This is a genomic window from Pseudomonas sp. NFPP07, assembly GCF_900115645.1.
Classification (GTDB): domain Bacteria; phylum Pseudomonadota; class Gammaproteobacteria; order Pseudomonadales; family Pseudomonadaceae; genus Aquipseudomonas; species Aquipseudomonas chlororaphis.
In genome coordinates, this window is the sequence record NZ_FOXG01000002.1 from 199,789 (window position 1) to 213,815 (window position 14,027).

The 14,027-nt window shown below is 63.9% G+C and carries 15 protein-coding genes; 9 read left to right on the forward strand and 6 right to left on the reverse strand.

Annotation, left to right across the window (positions count from 1 at the left end; translation table 11 throughout):
* The first annotated feature begins 216 nt into the window (after positions 1-216).
* From BM019_RS05895 to BM019_RS05910, 4 genes are read left to right on the forward strand one after another with little or no spacing between them, the layout of a single operon-like run.
* The gene (locus tag BM019_RS05895; RefSeq protein WP_009042485.1) at positions 217-522 is read left to right on the forward strand and encodes a BufA1 family periplasmic bufferin-type metallophore; all 306 of its coding nucleotides are present in this window, start codon (positions 217-219) and stop codon (positions 520-522) included.
* Positions 523-550: 28 nt separating this feature from the next.
* Complete coding sequence (locus BM019_RS05900) at positions 551-1,435, forward strand: MNIO family bufferin maturase (protein WP_239691047.1); 885 nt, start codon at positions 551-553, stop codon at positions 1,433-1,435.
* Positions 1,432-2,217, forward strand: coding sequence for an HvfC/BufC N-terminal domain-containing protein (locus tag BM019_RS05905; RefSeq protein ID WP_092417831.1), 786 nt, complete (start codon positions 1,432-1,434; stop codon positions 2,215-2,217). The genes BM019_RS05900 and BM019_RS05905 overlap by 4 nt, the downstream gene beginning before the upstream one ends.
* A 2-nt stretch (positions 2,218-2,219) precedes the next feature.
* Positions 2,220-2,723 carry a DoxX family protein gene (locus BM019_RS05910; RefSeq protein ID WP_092417832.1) on the forward strand — a complete coding sequence of 168 codons (504 nt, stop codon included), beginning with the start codon at positions 2,220-2,222 and terminating at the stop codon, positions 2,721-2,723.
* Positions 2,724-2,855: 132 nt separating this feature from the next.
* Here BM019_RS05910 and BM019_RS05915 read toward each other — a convergent pair whose 3' ends face one another.
* The gene (locus BM019_RS05915) at positions 2,856-3,764 is read right to left on the reverse strand and encodes a LysR family transcriptional regulator (RefSeq protein ID WP_092417833.1); all 909 of its coding nucleotides are present in this window, start codon (positions 3,762-3,764) and stop codon (positions 2,856-2,858) included.
* A gap of 106 nt (positions 3,765-3,870) precedes the next feature.
* On the opposite strand from BM019_RS05915, the gene BM019_RS05920 reads away from it, so the two are divergent.
* The 3 genes from BM019_RS05920 to BM019_RS05930 all read left to right on the forward strand — a co-directional run bounded on the left by BM019_RS05920 (position 3,871) and on the right by BM019_RS05930 (position 7,025).
* Positions 3,871-4,470, forward strand: coding sequence for a short chain dehydrogenase (locus BM019_RS05920; protein ID WP_085530003.1), 600 nt, complete (start codon positions 3,871-3,873; stop codon positions 4,468-4,470).
* Positions 4,471-4,617: 147 nt separating this feature from the next.
* The gene (locus BM019_RS05925; protein ID WP_009042479.1) at positions 4,618-5,301 is read left to right on the forward strand and encodes a COG3650 family protein; all 684 of its coding nucleotides are present in this window, start codon (positions 4,618-4,620) and stop codon (positions 5,299-5,301) included.
* A 110-nt stretch (positions 5,302-5,411) separates the two neighbouring features.
* Entirely contained in the window at positions 5,412-7,025 is a 1,614-nt protein-coding gene (locus BM019_RS05930) for an NAD(P)/FAD-dependent oxidoreductase (protein ID WP_009042478.1), read from the forward strand.
* Between the two features lie 139 nt (positions 7,026-7,164).
* On the opposite strand, the gene BM019_RS05940 is transcribed toward BM019_RS05930, so the two are convergent.
* Complete coding sequence (locus tag BM019_RS05940; RefSeq protein ID WP_009042477.1) at positions 7,165-8,259, reverse strand: PLP-dependent cysteine synthase family protein; 1,095 nt, start codon at positions 8,257-8,259, stop codon at positions 7,165-7,167.
* Between the two features lie 323 nt (positions 8,260-8,582).
* On the opposite strand from BM019_RS05940, the gene nhaA reads away from it, so the two are divergent.
* On the forward strand, positions 8,583-9,770 hold the full coding sequence (nhaA, locus tag BM019_RS05945; RefSeq protein ID WP_009042476.1) for a Na+/H+ antiporter NhaA: 1,188 nt from the start codon (positions 8,583-8,585) through the stop codon (positions 9,768-9,770).
* A gap of 79 nt (positions 9,771-9,849) precedes the next feature.
* Here the strand turns inward: nhaA and BM019_RS05950 are convergent, their stop codons facing one another.
* Complete coding sequence (locus tag BM019_RS05950; RefSeq protein WP_007923357.1) at positions 9,850-10,314, reverse strand: outer membrane lipoprotein; 465 nt, start codon at positions 10,312-10,314, stop codon at positions 9,850-9,852.
* Positions 10,315-10,487: 173 nt separating this feature from the next.
* On the opposite strand from BM019_RS05950, the gene BM019_RS05955 reads away from it, so the two are divergent.
* Positions 10,488-10,724 carry a hypothetical protein gene (locus tag BM019_RS05955; RefSeq protein ID WP_009047374.1) on the forward strand — a complete coding sequence of 79 codons (237 nt, stop codon included), beginning with the start codon at positions 10,488-10,490 and terminating at the stop codon, positions 10,722-10,724.
* A gap of 13 nt (positions 10,725-10,737) precedes the next feature.
* Here BM019_RS05955 and pdxH read toward each other — a convergent pair whose 3' ends face one another.
* From pdxH to BM019_RS05970, 3 genes are all read right to left on the reverse strand, one after another.
* Complete coding sequence (pdxH, locus tag BM019_RS05960; protein WP_007923081.1) at positions 10,738-11,385, reverse strand: pyridoxamine 5'-phosphate oxidase; 648 nt, start codon at positions 11,383-11,385, stop codon at positions 10,738-10,740.
* 31 nt (positions 11,386-11,416) lie between these two features.
* Positions 11,417-12,586 (reverse strand): OmpA family protein, encoded by a 1,170-nt coding sequence (locus BM019_RS05965; RefSeq protein WP_085529999.1) that lies wholly within the window; start codon positions 12,584-12,586, stop codon positions 11,417-11,419.
* A gap of 140 nt (positions 12,587-12,726) precedes the next feature.
* A complete protein-coding gene (locus BM019_RS05970) occupies positions 12,727-13,872 on the reverse strand; it encodes an EstA family serine hydrolase (protein ID WP_009042473.1) in 1,146 nt (381 codons plus the stop codon).
* Positions 13,873-14,027 lie beyond the last annotated feature (155 nt).

A 14,027-nucleotide genomic window follows, 5' to 3' on the forward strand; every position in this document is an offset into this window, starting at 1 on the left:
GATCGGGGCAACGCCCCGCACAGGCTGACCACTCGGAAGGCTCGGTACACCGCGCTGCCATTGATTGCGACGGCTTCGCCGTCGATCGCAGCCTGCGGCAGCGGCTACAACTGGATTTTTTTCGCCTGGGCTGTAACAAACCCCAGCGACCTTTCTCTAGAGGGGTAAGCAGGCACGAATGCCTGCCTACACCACTACCTTTTCTGGAGAAACACCATGACCGCTACCACTCGCACCCTGTCCGCCGCCGCCCTGGCCCTGGCCCTCGGTTCTGCCTTGAGCATCGCCGCGCTGCCGACCACCGCCCAGGCCGCCGACAACATGGAGAAATGCTTTGGCGTCGCCATGAAGGGCAAGAACGATTGCGCGGCAGGCGCGGGCACCACTTGTGCCGGTACCGCCAAGGTCGACCACCAGGCCAACGCCTGGAAGCTGGTTCCTAAAGGCACCTGCGAGAAAACCGCCAGCAGCACCTCGCCTACCGGTTTCGGCCAGCTGCAAGCCTACAAAGCCAAGTCGTAAGCAACCTGCCTGAGTGTCGATGATGAACATGGCCGTACCACTCCCCCTGCATCCCGCCACTCAGGCGACCGTCTCCAGCCTGCCGCAACGCGCCGGGCTGGGGCTCAAGACCGAGCACTTTCGCCAGGTCCTGAAGGAACAGCCCGATATCGGCTTCTTTGAAGTCCATGCGGAAAACTACATGGTCGCTGGCGGGCCGTTCCATCACTACCTGGGGCTGATCCGCGAACAGTATCCGCTGTCGCTGCACGGCGTCGGCCTGTCGATCGGTGCCGAAGGTCCGCTGGACCAACAGCACCTCAAGCGCCTGGCCATGCTGATCGAGCGTTATCAACCCCAGTCCTTTTCCGAACACCTGGCCTGGTCCAGCCATGGCCCGGTGTTTCTCAATGACCTGCTGCCCCTGGCCTATGACCGGCCGACGCTAGACCGCGTCTGCGAACACATCGATCAGGTGCAGGTCGCCCTGCGCCGCCCCATGCTGCTGGAGAACCCGGCGACCTACCTGGAGTTTCGCCAGTCGAGCATGGCCGAGGCCGAATTCATCCGCGAGGTGATACGCCGCACCGGCTGCGGCCTGTTGCTGGACGTGAACAATGTCTACGTGTCGTGCATCAACCACCGGCGCGACCCGCTGGCCTATATCGATGCCCTGCCGCTGCATGCGGTGGGCGAGATCCACCTGGCCGGGTTTGCCGAAGACAGCGACAGCCTGGGCGACCGGCTGTTGATCGACGATCACGGCGCGCCGATCGATAACGCCGTATGGGCGCTGTACCTGCGGCTGCTGGAACGGATCGGAGCGACCGCGACCCTGATCGAGCGCGACAACCAGGTGCCGGCGTTTTCCGTGCTGCAGGCCGAGGCGCGCCAGGCGGATGAGCTGCTGCAATGCGCCAGGAGGCTGCCATGAACACGCAAGCCAGCTTCGCCAGCGCCCTGTTCGACTCCGAGCAGCCCTGCCCTGCGGACCTGTACTGCGGCAACGGCGCCGACCCGGCCAGCCGCTTCGCGGTGTACCGCAACAATGTGCAGAGCTCGTTGATCAACGCCCTGGCCGATGCCTATCCGGTGGTGGCGCAACTGGTGGGCGATGAGTTCTTCCGGGCCATGGCCGCGCTCTACGTCAGGCGCTTCCCGCCCACCAGCGCCGTGCTCAGCGACTATGGCCATGACTTCGCCGACTTCATCGGCGGTTTCCCTCCCGCCGCCGGCGTGCCTTACCTGGCGGATGTCGCGCGCCTGGAGCGCCTGCGGGTCACCGCCTATCACGCCGCCGACGCCTGCCCGGCGCCACTGGCGCAGCTCGCGACGGCCATGGCCGAGCCTGCAACCCTGGGGCAATTGCGCCTGGAGCTACACCCTTCGCTCGGCCTGCTGTACTCGCCCTATCCGGTGGTCGATGTATGGGCCGCCCACCAGGGCGATGGCGACTGGCAAGGCGTCGACCTAAAGAGCATCGACCTGTGCCAAGGACAAAGCGCCCTGGTGCTGCGTCATGAGCTGGAGGTCGAGGTGTTCGCCATCTACGCCGGGGTCGCCTGCTTCATCCACGCCCTGCGCCACTCACAGCCACTGCAAGTCGCCGCGGCCAATGCCTTGGCTGTCGATCCGGCGCTCGAGCCGAGCCAGGCCCTGGCGCTGCTGATCGGTCGCGGCGCCATCACTCGCCTGTCCCCCCATTCCGAGGTCTGAACATGCACACCCACTGCACCAATCACCACCCGCTCAACCATGGGGTGAACCGACTCATCCAGCTGCTGGAGCGTATTCCCCACAGCCTGATCGCCTTTATCGCGCGCTTCTCCATTGCCGCGGTGTTCTGGAAGTCCGGCCAGACCAAAATCGAGGGCCTGGCCATCGACCTGTTCTCCGGGACGTTCGAGCTCGGCATGCCGCGCCTGGCCGACTCGACCATTCCGCTGTTCCAGAGCGAGTACCAGGTACCGCTGCTCTCCCCCGAACTGGCCGCGCACCTGGCGGCATTCGCCGAGCATCTGTTCCCGCTGCTGCTCCTGGTCGGTTTCGCCACGCGCTTCTCGGCCCTGGCGCTGCTGGGCATGACCCTGACCATCCAGCTGTTCGTCTACCCCGACGCCTACCCGACCCACGGCACCTGGGCGGCGGTACTGCTGTACCTGATGGCCCGCGGCCCCGGCAAGCTGTCCATCGACCACCTGATCGCCCGCCGCTATCGCTAGATGACGCTATAGCGCTGTAGCCGCTGCCGCAGGCTGCGATCGAGCCCGAAGGGGACGCAAGGTCTTGAGATCGCTGAAGGCCTTCGGCCTTATCGCAGCCTGCGGCAGCGGCTACAGGCGCAAACCGTCAGGTCAAAGGCGATCCAGCGCTTCGCCGCTGCGCTTGAACCAGCCGATCAGGTAATCCGCCAGGACCTGGGTACGCCTGGGCAACCCGCCCTGATACGGATGCACCAGGTACATCGGCATGCTGCGGGTCTGGTAATCGCGCAGCAGCCCGCGCAAACGCCCGTCGGCCAGTTCCGCCTGCAGCAGGTAGGACGGTAGCCGGGCGATCCCCGCCCCCACCAGCGCGGCCTTTTTCAACAGGTTGTAGTGATTGCTGGCGAAAGGTCCCGAAACCCGTACCCGAAACAGTTCGTGCTGCTGGTGATAGAGCCACTCCTCACGGCCGCTGTAATGGCTGTTGAGCAGGCAGCGATGCTCGGCCAGGTCCCTGGGCGCCTGTGGCTCGCCATACTGTTCCAGGTAAGCCGGGCTGGCGCAGGTCATCTCGTGCCAGGCCAGCAGCGGCCTGGCCACCAGTCGTTGGTCATTGGCCACTTCCGAACGGATCGCCAGGTCGAAACCGTCCCGGGACAGATCGCGATAATTGTTGTTCAGCTCCAGCTCGATCTGCACCTCGGGGTACTGCCGGGAAAACTCCAGCAACAGGCCTTCGAAGAAGGTCTCGCCCAGGGACACCGGCACCGTCAGTCGCACCGGCCCGGCCATGTCGTCCTTGAGCCGCGCCAGCGCCTGGCGCGCCCGCTCGACCTGAACCAGCAGCGCCTGGGCCTGGGGCAACAAGGCGGCGCCCGCCGCGGTCAGGCTCAAGCGGCGTGTGGTGCGCTGCAACAGCACCACCGCGAACTGCGTCTCCAGGGCGCTGATGCGCTTGGACAATTGCCCCTTGCTGCACCCCAGTTGCTGGGCGGCCAGGGTAAAACTGCCAGCCTCGATCAGCACGGCGAACGCCGCCAGGTCATCCATCTCGCTCATGGATTGTTTCCATTTGAAAACCAAAGGTTGCCTATTAGCGCGCTAATCACCAGGAAAAACCAGCACTAGACTGCAACCTCGTTCAACCCACGCGAGGAACCGCCCCATGAAAATCCTTCTGATCGGCGCCAGCGGCACCATAGGTTCGGCCGTCGACAAAGAGCTGTCGCAACGCCATGAAATCATCCGCATCGGCCGCACCAGCGGTGACTTCCAGGTGGATATCAGCGACAGCGCCTCGATCCGCGCGCTCTTCGAGCAAACCGGCCGGTTCGACGCGCTGATCTGCGCCGCGGGCAATGTCAGCTTTGCGCCGCTGGGCGAGATGAGCGCCCAGCACTTCGCCCTGGGCCTGCAGGACAAGCTGATGGGCCAGGTCAACCTGCTACTGATCGGCCGCGAGTTCGCCAACGACGGCGCCTCGTTCACCTTCACCTCCGGCATCCTCAACCGCGACCCGATCCGCAGCGGCGCCTCGGCGGCCCTGGTCAACGGCGCCATCGACGGCTTCGTCCGCGCCGCCGCCATCGAACTGCCACGTGGCCTGCGGGTGAACTCGGTAAGCCCGACCGTGCTGGAAGAAGCCATGGACAGCTACGCCCCGTACTTCCGTGGCTACAAACCGGTTCCCGGCGCCGATGTGGCGCTGGCCTACGCCAAGAGCGTGGAAGGCCTGCAGACTGGCCAGACCTTTATCGTCGGCTGACCCACGCCTCTGCAGGAGCAAAGCTTGCTCGCGATAGCGCTGCACCCGGCACACCGCTGCGCCTTCCTACAGAGACGTAAATGGATCCAGGGTTGTGATGAACGGTCAGGCTGCGTAACGTGGCGGCACTTGATTGGAGACCCGACGATGCGTGCCGCCCGTTCCCTTGTTTGTATTGCCCTGCTCCCCCTGTTTGCCGGTTGCCAGATGCTGTCGGTGTTCGATGGCCAGTCCCGGACGCAGTCCCAGGCCGGCCAGACCCGCATGCAGGGCACGCTGACCGCCGCCGACGGCCAGTTGCTGTTCAAGCCCTGCGTCGGCGAGCAGCGTTATGTGGTCAAGGACAACGGCGGTACCAGCATCCTCCAGGAAGCCGCCAGCCTGGCCGACCAGCAGGGCACGCTGTTCGCCGACCTGCGCGGGCATTTCTCCCCGAGCAAGTCCGGCGGCGCCGACAGTGAAGTGGCGCTGAGCCAGCTGTACCGCGTCGAACGCTCGAACGACGCCTGCAGCGATCCCGACTTCCCGCGCCTGATCCTGCGAGCCAGCGGCAAGGCTCCGGACTGGAACGTCGACGTCAGCGCCAAGGGCATGCGCATCGAACGCGCCGGCCAGCCGGCGCTGGCGCTGCCCTACCTGGAAGAGCAACTGGGCGACGGCCGTTTCAACCTCAGCAGCGAAGCCAACAACCGCCACGTCGAACTCTGGGTCGCGCCGCAGCGCTGCGTGGACAGCAAGACCGGCAGCGTGCAGCACCTGACCGCGGAACTGCGAGTCGATGGCCAGGTCCAGCGCGGTTGCGCCTATTTCGGCGGCTCGCGCAGCGACTGAGGCGACGGGCAACCGTTTTAACCTCACGGGGTCCGGACTTTGCGGCTTATAATCGCCGGTTTGTAAAACCGCCCTGACGCATTGGTGCGTCCCGCGAACCGGACCCTGTCATGTTACGAATCACCGAACTCAAGCTGCCGATCGACCATCCCGATGAAGACCTGCGCCCTGCCATCCTGCAGCGCCTGGGCATCGCCAGCGAGGACCTGCTCGACTTCACCCTGTTCAAGCGCAGCTACGACGCGCGCAAGAAGTCGTCCGAGCTGTGCTTCATCTATACCCTCGATCTGAACGTGCGCGACGAGGCCAGGCTGCTGCACAAGTTCGCCGACGACCGTAACGTCAACCCGGCGCCGGATGTCAGCTACAAGGTCGTCGGCCAGGCGCCCGCCGACCTGGCGCAGCGCCCGATCGTGGTGGGTTTCGGCCCCTGCGGGATTTTCGCCGGCCTGCTGCTGGCGCAGATGGGTTTCAAGCCGATCATCCTCGAGCGCGGCAAGGAAGTGCGCCAGCGCACCAAGGACACCTGGGGCCTGTGGCGCAAAAGCGTGCTCAACCCGGAATCCAACGTGCAATTCGGCGAAGGCGGCGCGGGGACCTTCTCCGACGGCAAGCTGTACAGCCAGATCAAGGACCCGAAACACCACGGCCGCAAGGTCCTGCATGAGTTCGTCAAGGCCGGCGCGCCCGAAGAGATCCTCTACGTCAGCAAGCCGCACATCGGCACCTTCCGCCTGACCGGCGTGGTCGAGAACATGCGCCAGCAGATCATCGCCCTGGGCGGTGAAGTGCGTTTCGAGCAACGGGTGACCGACGTGCTGATCGAAGACGGCCAGCTGGTCGGCGTCGAGCTCAACAGCGGCGAACAGATTCACTCGAAACACGTGATCCTGGCCCTCGGCCACAGCGCCCGCGACACCTTCCGCATGCTCCACGGCCGTGGCGTGTACATGGAGGCCAAGCCGTTCTCCGTGGGTTTCCGCATCGAACACCCGCAGTCATTGATCGACAGCGCACGCCTGGGCAAGTACGCCGGTCACCCGAAGCTCGGCGCCGCCGACTACAAGCTGGTGCACCACGCGAAGAACGGCCGTTCGGTCTACAGCTTCTGCATGTGCCCGGGCGGCACCGTGGTGGCGGCGACCTCCGAGCCGAACCGCGTGGTCACCAACGGCATGAGCCAGTACTCGCGCAACGAGCGCAACGCCAACTCCGGCATCGTGGTCGGCATCACCCCGGAAGTGGATTACCCGGGCGGCCCGCTGGCCGGTATCGAACTGCAGGAACGCCTGGAATCCCACGCCTTCGTGCTCGGTGGCAGCAACTACGAAGCCCCGGCGCAACTGGTCGGCGACTTTATCGCTGGCAAGCCGTCCACCGCCCTGGGCAGCGTCGAGCCGTCCTACAAGCCGGGCGTCGCCCTGGGTGACCTGGCCCTGGCCCTGCCGGACTTCGCCATCGAGGCGATCCGCGAAGCGCTGCCGGCCTTCGAGCGGCAGATCAAGGGTTACTCCCTGCACGACGCGGTGCTGACCGGGATCGAGACCCGCACCTCGTCGCCGCTGCGCATTACCCGCGACGAATCGATGCAGAGCCTGAACGTGAAAGGCCTGTACCCGGCCGGTGAAGGCGCCGGTTATGCCGGCGGCATTCTGTCGGCGGGAGTCGACGGGATCCGCATCGCCGAAGCCGTGGCGCGCAATATCCTCGGGATCGAGGCGTAAGCCTCTAGGGGTAGAGCCCCTCTGTAGGAGCGAGCTTGCTCGCGATGGAGGCCAACGATAACGCGGAGCGTCTGACACACCGCGTTGTCTTGACGTTTTTCGCGAGCAAGCTCGCTCCTACAAGGGCGGGCTTGCACGCTCAGATGCCGGCGCGCAATACGCTGGCTGGCAACGCCTCGCCACGCTCCACACTCGCCGCCACGCTCTCGATCAACTCACTCAATTCGTAGCCCTGAGCGGCCAGCCAGGCCTGATCGTAATAAGTGGTCGCATAACGCTCGCCACCGTCACACAGGATGGCGACGATCGAGCCACTCTCCCCGGCCTGTTTCATCTGCTGCGCCGCCATCAGTGCGCCGATCAGGTTGGTACCGCTGGAACCGCCCACCCGCCGCCCCAGGCGCTGCGCCAGGTAATGCATGGCCGCCAGCGACAGGGCATCCGGCACCTTGACCATCGCATCGATCACCTTGGGCAGGAACGACGCCTCGACCCGTGGCCGGCCGATCCCTTCGATGCGCGAACCGCAATCCAGGCGCAGGCTGGCATCACCGCTCTGGTAGTAATCGAAGAACACCGAACGCTCGGCGTCGGCGCAGAGTACCCGGGTGCAATGCTGGCGATACCGCACATAACGCCCCAGGGTGGCGGTGGTGCCGCCGGTGCCCGGGCTGGAGATCAGCCATTTGGGCTCCGGGTAACGCTCGAAGCGCAGCTGCTGGAAGATCGACTCGGCGATGTTGTTGTTCGCCCGCCAATCGGTGGCGCGCTCGGCGTAGGTGAACTGGTCCATGAAATGCCCGCCGCCCTCCCGGGCCAGGCGCTCCGACTCGGCGTAGATCTGCGTCGGGTCCTGCACCAGATGGCTCTTGCCGCCGTAGAAGGCGATCTGCGCGATCTTTTCCTGGGACGTGGTGGCCGGCATCACCGCAATGAACGGCAAGCCCAGCAGGCGCGCGAAATAGGCCTCGGAAATCGCCGTCGAACCACTGGATGCCTCGATCACCGGCGCCCCGGGCTTGAGCCAGCCGTTACACAGCGCATAAAGGAACAACGAACGCGCCAGGCGATGCTTGAGGCTGCCGGTGGGATGGCTGGACTCGTCCTTGAAATACAGCTCGATGCCCGGCAGGCCCGGCAGAGGCAAGGGGATCAGGTGGGTGTCGGCGCTGCGCTGGAAGTCGGCTTCGATGATCCGGATGGCCTCGCGGGCCCACTGACGGTTGTCGCTCATGGTGTTTTCTCGTTGGCTCGAACGCCACATGGACGCAGAAAGATGAAGTGCACCCAGCATAGGCGATCCAGGCACAAGGAAAATCGGGCGCTGCAACAGGCAAAAGTCCCCGGCCCGTCGGGCTGGGGCCGGACATGTTAGGAAACATCCCCGGTCGCTCACAGGTACAGTTTTGAATCAATTGGATACACAACTGCTAGGCTGGTTTTCCAGCAGACCGCTGCCCTGCTGTATATAACAAAAAAGAATATAACTTTTGTTTTAACAACTAACAGTACGGGTTAGGGTGTGCCACCTTTTTAGTTTTCTGATGGAGAGCGACCTTGCCTCTGCGTAGCACTTTCACGCGTTTCTTTCAGTTGGAAGCTGCCAGCGGTCTGTTATTGATTGCCGCTGCCGTGCTTGCCCTGATCATCAACAACTCACCGCTGTCCTGGCTGTACAACGGCCTGCTGGACACACCCGTGGTCGCCCAGATCGGCGCCCTGAAAATCGCCAAGCCGCTGCTGCTGTGGATCAATGACGGCCTGATGGCCATGTTCTTCCTGCTGATCGGCCTGGAGGTCAAGCGCGAGGTCCTCGACGGCCACCTGTCTAAGCCTTCGCAGATCGTCCTGCCAGGCGCCGCCGCCATCGGCGGCATGGTGGTGCCGGCACTGATCTACTGGTTCCTCAACAAGGACAATCCACCCGCGCTCAGCGGCTGGGCGATCCCCATGGCCACCGACATCGCCTTCGCCCTCGGCGTGCTGGCCCTGCTGGGCAAGCGGGTTCCGGTGTCGCTGAAGCTGTTCCTGATGACGCTGGCGATCATCGACGACCTGGGGGCCATCATCGTCATCGCGATTTTCTACTCCGGCGCCCTGTCGACCCTGTCGCTGGTACTCGCGGCTGCCTGCCTGGTGGCGCTGGTGGCGATGAATCGCCTGGGGGTGGTCAAGCTCGGGCCGTACCTGATCATCGGCCTGATCCTCTGGGTCTGCGTGCTCAAGAGTGGCGTCCACGCGACCCTGGCCGGCGTGACCCTGGCGTTCTGCATCCCGCTGCGCACCCGCAATGCCGAGCCTTCGCCGCTGCTGAGCCTGGAACATGCACTGCATCCGTGGGTCGCCTACGGCATCCTGCCGCTGTTCGCCTTCGCCAATGCCGGCCTGTCGCTGCAGGGCATCACCGTGGAAAGCTTCACCCACTATGTGCCCATGGGCATCGCCATCGGCCTGCTGCTGGGCAAGACCGTCGGCGTATTCGGCCTGACCTGGCTGGCGGTGAAGATGGGGCTGGCCGCCCTCCCCGCCGGCGCCAACTGGGGCCAGGTGCTGGGCGTGGCGATCCTCTGCGGGATCGGCTTCACCATGAGCCTGTTCGTGGGTTCCCTGGCCTTTGTGCCCGGCAGCAGCGAATACGCCGGCATGGACCGCATGGGCATCCTCACCGGCTCGCTCTTCGCCGCCCTGATTGGCTACGCGGTGACGGCCGCGGCCAGCCGCAAGAACCCACAACTGCCGGCATAACCGCCGGCGTTGCCAGGGCTGAAAACACAAAACCCCGACCAGTTGCCTGGCCGGGGTTTTGTTTTGTCGCGGTTAACGCTTAGTGGGCGACACGGCTGGTGCCGTTGACGCTCATGATGCGTACGCGCTCGCCAACGCGGAACACTTCGTTTTGTTCAACCTGTTGTACATAGGCACGCATGCTGCCGTCGTCTTCACGCACGGTGATTTCCACGCCCTGGGTACGGGTCAGGCCTTCCTCGGTGGCGGAACCGATCAGGCCGCCTGCCACTGCACCGATGACCGCCGCCACGATGCTGCCTTTGCCGCCGCCGATGGCGCTGCCGCCAACGCCGCCGACCGCTGCACCGGCGAGGCCGCCGATCGGGGTCTTGGTGCCTTCGATTTTCACCGGACGCAGGGATTCGATGGTGCCCATGCGAACGGTCTGTACGCGACGCGCCTCGTCACGGGAGTAAGAGTCACCGGACAGATTGGATTGGCAACCGGTGAGCAACATGGCCATCGTGGAAAAGGAAGCAACCAGCAAAACAGACTTACGCATAGGATCAACTCCAAAGGACAGATAATCATTAAACTCCGCAGCTTGACGCCTGTCACGGCGTCGCCCGGATAAAATGTGTTCCATTCAGCAGCAGTACAGACTGCTTGAATATAAAAACTCTTCACACGGTAGCGCTTATTTCCCGAGTTGCGCCACCGGCCAAAGGATTTTCCATGGATTACTTCATCATTGTCGTGACCACCGTTGCCGGCCTGTACTTCCATTGGTGGCTGTATGTGCGGATCAAGCGCTGGATGGACCGGGACCTGGCGCTGTCGCTGGCCGGCGGGGACGAGAAGAAGAAATCCTTCATGCTGCAACAGCTGGCGAATGCCCATCGCCAGAAAGTAAAACGCCGGGACCTGCCACAGTGGCTAGAAGCCGCCGCGGCCGGTTATCCCGGCGAATGACCTGGTTTCTGGTTCAGGGAGCCAGGCGCTCACGCACCCAGTCGGCACCTTGCAGGCGGTAGTTCAGGCGATCGTGCAAACGGCTGGCGCGACCTTGCCAGAACTCGATGCGCTCCGGTAACAGGCGATAACCACCCCAGTGCTCGGGGCAATGGGGCTGGGTATCGCTGAAGCGCTCCTCGGTGTTCTTGAGCAAGGCTTCCAGCTCCTGGCGATCGGCGATCACCTGGCTCTGCGGCGATGCCCAGGCGCCCAGGCGGCTGCCCAGCGGGCGGACCTGGAAGTAGGCATCGGACTCCTCGGCGGTGACCTTGACCACCCGCCCCTCGATACGCACCTGACGCTCCAGGGCCGGCCAGAAGAAGGTCATGGCGGCAAAAGGCCGTGCGGCCAGTTGCTGTCCCTTGGCGCTGTCGTAATTGGTGAAAAAGGTGAACCCCTGCGCATCCAGCCCCTTGAGCAGCAGGATGCGGCAATGGGGGCGCCCCTCTTCGTCAACGGTCGCCAGGGTCATGGCGTTGGCCTCGACCGGCGGCTGCTCGGTTTTCACCGCCTCCGCGAACCATCGGTGAAACAAAGTGAAGGGCTCGACCGGAGCCTGGGCTTCGGTCAGTCCGTCACGGGTGTAGTCGCGGCGCATGTCCGCCAGTCCCTGGGTCATTGCAGGTTCCTTTTGCCCGATGCCTGATGAATCAGTTCTTCGCCTGTTCGGTCGCGGCCTTGGCCGGAGCCTTGGCAGTGGTGGTCTTCTTGGCGGTTTCTTTCTTCGCTACAGGCTTCTTGGCTGGGGCTTTTTTCGCCGGAGCGGCTTTCTTCGCGACGGCTTTCTTCGAGGAAGCAGCAGGAACGACTGGTTTCACATCCTGTACGGCAACCAGTTCAGCCTCGGACGGAGTCGGCTGGTTGTACTTGCTCAGCAGGGCCAGCATGGTGCTGCGCTGGGTGACGATGATTTCCACGCGACGGTTCAGCGCACGCCCTTCGGCGCTGTCGTTGGCCGCACGAGGCATTACCGAACCCATGCCGCGCAGCATCAGGCGATCGCGCTTCAGGCCAGTGAGGCTGAAAATCGCGGCGACGGACTGCGCACGGTCACGGCTCAGCTTCTGGTTGACCGCCGCGGCACCGGTGGTGTCGGCATGGCCCAGTACCAGCACGGAAGTCTTGGCGTCGGTACCCACGGCCTTGGCCACGCGGGTGAACGGGCTCAGGGTGACCGGCAGCAACATGGCCGGGCGATCCGGGTTGAACGAACCGTCGACCGGGGCGATCACCACCAGGGTGTTCTCGCGACGCTCCAGTTGCAGGCGGCTGTCCTTGATGGCTTCACGCAGGCGCGGCTCGTAGTCGTCCAGCCAGGCCTGGGTGATTTTTGGATCCGGCATCGGGATGTCTTTCACATCTGCCTTGGTCGGAGACTTGGGCTGCTGATTGAACGGCCACCACCAGTTGCCGGTCTCGGTCTTGGCGACCTTCGGAGCCGCGGTCGCGGCATCCGCCTTGGCTTTGGCGTCGGCTACTGGCTCTTTGACTGCGTCTTTGCTCGTGTCCTTGGAAGGGAACGGCCACCACCAGTTGGTGGTCTCGGCCTTGGCGGCCGGAGCAGCGACGGAAGCGGTTGCGGTTTCGACCTTGGCTGCGGCAGGAGCGGTCGCGGACTTGGCGGTGGATGTGGCGGCGGACTTGGCCGCGGAAACCTCGTTGGCAGCTGCTTTTGCTGCCGGTTGCACCGCTTCCTTGCTGGCGGTCTTATCGGAACCGAAAGACCACCAATGCCCACCTTCTACGTCATTTTGTGGAGTTTGTGCACAACCGGTGACAGTGAGGCAAAGAGCCAAGGCTAAAGACTTGTTCGACGACATGGGATATCCACAAAATGAGATCAAAAATTACGGTCTCTACGAACCGTACAAACAGACGCTTTGAAAGTATAAAAGCCACAGGGTTCCTTGCTGATGCTTTTACTCATGTTTAGGCAAAAAAAATCCTGACAGCAACTTTTTTACAGACAATCCGACAGAACCCTCACTAACTTCTGCGCTCTTGGATCCATCAGCACGTACGGACCCAGGGTATTGGTGACAAAACCGAAGGCCACATCGTACTCAGGATCGGCAAAACCGATGGAGCCACCCGCTCCCGGATGGCCGAAGGCGCGTGGGCCGAGACCGAAGGTCGCGTTGGCCACCTGCGGCTGATCAAGCATGCAACCCAGGCCGAAACGGGTCTGGGTCAACAGGGTCTTGTCCATGCCGACGCTGTGTTCGCGCGTCAGCTCTTCGAGCATGTCCGCTTCCAGCAGGCTGCCATCGAGCAGGCCGCTGTAGAACCCGGCCAGGCTGCGGGCATTGCCATGGCCATTGGCCGCTGGCTGTTGCATGCGCCGCCATTCCGGCTTGTTGGTACTGGTCATGATCGACGGCGGGTTGGTGAACGCCCGGGTGGTCATGGCCGTGGGTTCGCGCATGGTCACTTGCAGCAGGCGCTGCGCGGCCGCGTCGCCGACATTGCCCTTGCCCCGGGCGATGTGCGCCACGCGGTAAAACTCCTCGTCCGCCAGGCCGACATGGAAATCCAGCCCCAGCGGCCTGGCGACCCGTGCCACGATGGACTCGCCGGGACCGCGCCCGTCAGCCCGCCGCAGCAGCTCACCCACCAGCCAGCCATAGGTAATGGCCGCATAACCGTGGCCTTCGCCCGGTGTCCACCAAGGAGCCTCCGCCGCGAGAGCATCGACCATGGTTTGCCAGTCGTAGAGCGCTTCCGGCGCCAGCAGCTCACGCAAGGCCGGCAGCCCGGCCTGATGGCAGAGCAACTGCCGCAGGGTGATCGCTTCCTTGCCGGCCGCGGCGAATTCAGGCCAATACCGGGCAACCGGCGCGTCCAGCTGCAACTTGCCTTCGGCCACCAGTTGCAGGGCGGTTACCGCAGTAAAGGTCTTGGTGCAGGAAAACAGGTTGGCGATGGTATCGCTGTGCCAGGCCTCGCTGCCGTCCTTGTCGGCGGTGCCGGCCCAGAGGTCGAGCACGGTTTCCCCGCCGATCTGAATGCACAACGCCGCGCCGCGCTCCTGGGGATCCTCGAAGAGTGCCGCGAAGGCTTCGCGCACCGCCTCGAACTTAAGCTCGTAATGACCCTGAATCTGCACCCGTGACTCCCCCAGACCATGCTCTACAAAGTGGTGCGCATTGTTCCAGCCCTTGAGGGTTTTGGGAACAGAAGCGAGCCCGGTGGCGATCCACCGGAAGAATTGTTCAGAAATCGACGGACATTGAACGCAGTGCGGGCCGGCCAGCCCCTACG

Excerpts from the sequence above, each read along its gene's own strand:
- BM019_RS05965 (WP_085529999.1), bottom strand. The coding sequence starts at position 12,586 with ATGTCGTCGAACAAGTCTTTAGCCTTGGCTCTTTGCCTCACTGTCACC.
- BM019_RS05920 (WP_085530003.1), top strand. The coding sequence starts at position 3,871 with ATGAAAATCCTTCTGATCGGCGCCAGCGGCACCATAGGTTCGGCCGTC.
- BM019_RS05950 (WP_007923357.1), bottom strand. The coding sequence starts at position 10,314 with ATGCGTAAGTCTGTTTTGCTGGTTGCTTCCTTTTCCACGATGGCCATG.
- BM019_RS05940 (WP_009042477.1), bottom strand. The coding sequence starts at position 8,259 with ATGAGCGACAACCGTCAGTGGGCCCGCGAGGCCATCCGGATCATCGAA.
- pdxH (WP_007923081.1), bottom strand. The coding sequence starts at position 11,385 with ATGACCCAGGGACTGGCGGACATGCGCCGCGACTACACCCGTGACGGA.
- BM019_RS05925 (WP_009042479.1), top strand. The coding sequence starts at position 4,618 with ATGCGTGCCGCCCGTTCCCTTGTTTGTATTGCCCTGCTCCCCCTGTTT.
- BM019_RS05900 (WP_239691047.1), top strand. The coding sequence starts at position 551 with ATGGCCGTACCACTCCCCCTGCATCCCGCCACTCAGGCGACCGTCTCC.
- BM019_RS05930 (WP_009042478.1), top strand. The coding sequence starts at position 5,412 with ATGTTACGAATCACCGAACTCAAGCTGCCGATCGACCATCCCGATGAA.
- BM019_RS05905 (WP_092417831.1), top strand. The coding sequence starts at position 1,432 with ATGAACACGCAAGCCAGCTTCGCCAGCGCCCTGTTCGACTCCGAGCAG.
- BM019_RS05910 (WP_092417832.1), top strand. The coding sequence starts at position 2,220 with ATGCACACCCACTGCACCAATCACCACCCGCTCAACCATGGGGTGAAC.
- BM019_RS05955 (WP_009047374.1), top strand. The coding sequence starts at position 10,488 with ATGGATTACTTCATCATTGTCGTGACCACCGTTGCCGGCCTGTACTTC.
- BM019_RS05915 (WP_092417833.1), bottom strand. The coding sequence starts at position 3,764 with ATGAGCGAGATGGATGACCTGGCGGCGTTCGCCGTGCTGATCGAGGCT.
- BM019_RS05895 (WP_009042485.1), top strand. The coding sequence starts at position 217 with ATGACCGCTACCACTCGCACCCTGTCCGCCGCCGCCCTGGCCCTGGCC.